General features: G+C 50.3%; 3 protein-coding genes. 1 reads left to right on the forward strand and 2 read right to left on the reverse strand.

What is annotated here, in order from left to right:
• Positions 1–233 precede the first annotated feature (233 nt).
• Entirely contained in the window at positions 234–614 is a 381-nt protein-coding gene (locus tag C7B82_RS27205) for an AbrB family transcriptional regulator (protein WP_106260013.1), read from the forward strand.
• A 49-nt stretch (positions 615–663) separates the two neighbouring features.
• Here the strand turns inward: C7B82_RS27205 and C7B82_RS27210 are convergent, their stop codons facing one another.
• Positions 664–849: a hypothetical protein gene (locus C7B82_RS27210; RefSeq protein ID WP_106260014.1), complete on the reverse strand. Its 186-nt coding sequence runs from the start codon at positions 847–849 to the stop codon at positions 664–666.
• A gap of 244 nt (positions 850–1,093) precedes the next feature.
• Positions 1,094–2,728, reverse strand: a complete 1,635-nt coding sequence (locus C7B82_RS27215; protein ID WP_245940119.1) for a pentapeptide repeat-containing protein — start codon at positions 2,726–2,728, stop codon at positions 1,094–1,096.
• Between the last annotated feature and the right edge of the window lie 64 nt (positions 2,729–2,792).

The following is a 2,792-nucleotide window of genomic DNA, read 5'->3' on the forward strand; positions in this document are numbered from 1 at the left end:
GTACGCTATGGCGCGCTTCTTGCCGCTCATCCCTGAGTGTTGCCACTCATTTCGAGCGAACGGGTCGCACAGTCCAAAGCCAGTCCAGAGCACTAGTACACCCCTCAAAACCGCTGGCGGTGTGACCATCACGGCACGACTTTGACGCTGCGATCGCGATCGTGCTCAGTCAATCATGGTGACCAATAATCCAGCATGATAAGAGTGCAGATTTTGGGCAGTGAAGCAGCAACATGGTGAAACAGAAGACGGGCGAACCTCTCACCGGGGAGGCGTTACTGCAGAAGGTAAAGACGTTAGCAACCCTGAGCAAGACTCAGAAAGCCAAAGCCTGCGGCTATTACACCGTCACGAAAGGTGGTGTGGAGCGCGTCAACCTGTTGCAGTTTCTGCAGGCTCTTATTGAAGCGGAAGGCATTATCCTGGACAAACCAGCCGCTGAGCGTGGGCGGGATGGACGCAGTGCGCGTTACCGGATCGCGGTGCAAGCGAATGGCAACTTGTTGATTGGTACCGCATATACTCAGCAAATGAGGCTCCAACCGGGTGATGCGTTTGAGTTGGTGCTGGGGCGCAAACACCTACAGCTCAAACAACTGGACCCTATCGATTGAAGCACGACAGTCGGTTCGCTGCCCCGCGATGCAACCACGCGCAAGAGATTTATGGAGCCACCGCATTGGCCAACTGAGACTGACACTGCGTCAGCGTGATGAGCGTCGTGGTGAGCAGGGCTTGGTGTTCCAGAGACAGCGGTGCTTGCGTTCGCTCAGCGGTCGTGATGCAAGCGGCTTCGAGGAGCTGCTGTGCCGCTTGCGCCCATGAGAGTAATCGCTGGTTCGCTTGCACGTGCAGCAGAAGAGCAGCGGCAGCATGAGGGTTCTAGAGGTGCCTTTCAACGAAGGAATCGACCTTTGAGACCTGTGGCAGTGGGAGCATCTAGTCCAAAACCTGTCTAATGGTCAAAAGAAGGACAAGTGAAAGCTGTCTTGTTTTTCTGCCGACCCTAGCCCCGTTCAAACGCGTTAGCGTGAGTTTTTGTACAATTACCCATTCAACCCCTCATTTAACAAGCAAGCTGAAAACCAAGAGATTAGGGCGACTCACGATCACCAGAGGCATCATCGAAGATTGCTCCTCGCTTTGCTAGGCTAAGTTTTTCAGCTTCAGATAGCCCTAAGCCATTTCCAAACTGAGCCTCTCTAACCTCTGTACTGTCTAAATGGACACCGCTCAAGTTCGTATTCCTTAGATCAGCACCACTTAGGTTAGCACCACTCAGATCAGTACGAGCTATATCAATGCTACTGCGCCTTTCTGTTGAACCCCATACAGCACCAGCAACGATCTCTCCTAACCGAGGTCTCTGGAAGCTAGCATTCCGTAGGTTGACACTCCTTAAGTTAGCGCTCCGTAGGTTGACACTCCATAAATTAGCAAGGCTCAAGTTAGCACCACTCAAATTGACATGATCCAGGTTGTTGCCGCTCAAATCAGCACCACTTAAGTCAGTACCACTTAAGTCAGCACCACTCAAGTCAGCATCGCTCAGGCGACTACGACTCAAATTGACACCACTCAAATTAAGCCCTTTTAGATCGACTCTCCATAATCTCGTACCACTCAAGTCGGCACCATTTAGGTTGGTACCACTCAAATTCACACCACTCAAGTCGGCACCACTCAAGTCGGCACTTCTTAAGTCAGTACCACTCAAATTCGCACTACTCAAGCTGGCGCGACTCAAGTTGGCACTTCTTAAGTCAGTACCACTCAAATTCGCACTACTCAAGCTGGCGCGACTCAAGTTGGCGCGACTCAAGTCAGTGCCGTTCAGGTTGGCACCACTCAAGTCGGCACCACTCAAATTCACACCACTCAAATTCACACCACTCAAGTCGGCACCACTCAAATTCGCACCACTCAAGTCGGCACCATTTAGATTCTGATTTGGCGCTCTCTGCGTGAGGAGTGCGTGAACTAGCTGCCATTTAGGATCTAGCTTTGTTGTGGCATCAACTGTGGTCCGAGACAGGTTAGTACCACTCAGACCCGCACCCTGCAAGTCAGCCTCGCTGAGATCAGCACCCTGCAAGTCAGCCTCGCTGAGATCAGCACCTTGCAAGTCAGCACCGCTGAGATCAGCGTCACTCAGAATGGCACCCCTTAAGTTGGCAGAACTTAAGTTGGCATGTTTTAAATTAGCATCGCTCAACTTGGCACGACTTAGGTTAATACGGCTCAAATCGGCACTATTCAAGTCGGCACCATTTAGGTTGGCATCACTCAAATTAGCATCACTCAAGTCGGCACCATTTAGATTCTGATTTGTTGCTCCCTGTGTGAGAAGTCCATGAACTAGCTGCCATTTAGGATCTAGCTTTGTTGTGGCATCAATCGTTGTCCGAGACAGGTTAGCACCGCTCAAATCAGTGCCCTGTAAGTCGGCACCTTTCAAATTAGCGCCTCTTAGCATGGCACTGCCTAGATCAGCACCCTGTAAGTTGGCATGACTGAGATCAGCATTACGCAGAACGGCATTCCTTAAGTTGACAGCACTTAAGTTTGCATGATTCAAATTAGCAGCACTGAGTTCAGCGTGATTTAGATTTGCACGACCCAGGTTGGCATGACTCAAGTCTGTCAACTCTAAATTGGTGCTCCTTAAGTCAGCACCGCTGAAATCAGCACCACTGAGTTTAGCGTGGTTTAGGTTATACCTTGTCAGGGAATAGAATTCACTTTTTTAAAGGATTGAAAACGTAAGGTTAATAATGACGCTAGCTCTTGTT

The sequence above is a fragment of the Stenomitos frigidus ULC18 genome, from assembly GCF_003003795.1.
Taxonomy (GTDB): domain Bacteria; phylum Cyanobacteriota; class Cyanobacteriia; order Leptolyngbyales; family Leptolyngbyaceae; genus Stenomitos; species Stenomitos frigidus_A.